The 447-nt window shown below is 59.1% G+C and carries 1 protein-coding gene and 1 pseudogene; both read right to left on the bottom strand.

Going from position 1 to position 447, the window contains the following annotated elements:
• Positions 1 to 252, bottom strand: a 252-nt coding sequence (locus J5M71_RS28470; RefSeq protein ID WP_207838982.1) for a DUF1244 domain-containing protein, incomplete at its 3' end; no start/stop codon positions are given.
• A 100-nt stretch (positions 253 to 352) separates the two neighbouring features.
• Positions 353 to 447: pseudogene (folX, locus tag J5M71_RS28465) on the bottom strand (dihydroneopterin triphosphate 2'-epimerase); the annotation flags it as partial.

Here is a 447-nt window from a genome sequence, read left to right as displayed (position 1 = left end):
GCTTGCTTCTTGCTTGTATTGTGCTTTCCACTCGGCGTAGTTCATGCCGTACACCACTTCGCGGGCGTCATCGAGGCTGACCTCGATCTGGCGGTGGTCGGCTTCGGCCGTGTACCACTTCGACAGGCAGTTGCGGCAGAATCCGGCAAGGTTCATCAGGTCGATGTTCTGCACGTCCTTGCGGCTGTCGAGGTGGGCGACCAGTCGGCGAAAGGCGGCGGCTTCGAGTTCCAGGCGTTGTTGATCAGTCATGAGGGGTCTCTTCGAGACAGCTTTGAGCGGCAAGCTTCAAGCTGCAAGATTGGATCGGGGTCGGCGGTTAGCTTACCGCTTGAAGCTTGAAGCTTGAAGCTCAGCGGCTCGCCGCGAGCGTAATCGATACCGATTCGGCGAAGCGCAGGGCGTGCGGTTTGTCGACTTCGACTTCGGCGTACAGCACCGATGCAT

Source organism: Pseudomonas sp. 43(2021) (assembly GCF_017490805.1).
Lineage (GTDB): Bacteria > Pseudomonadota > Gammaproteobacteria > Pseudomonadales > Pseudomonadaceae > Aquipseudomonas.
This window is presented reverse-complemented; position numbering and strand designations above follow the sequence as displayed.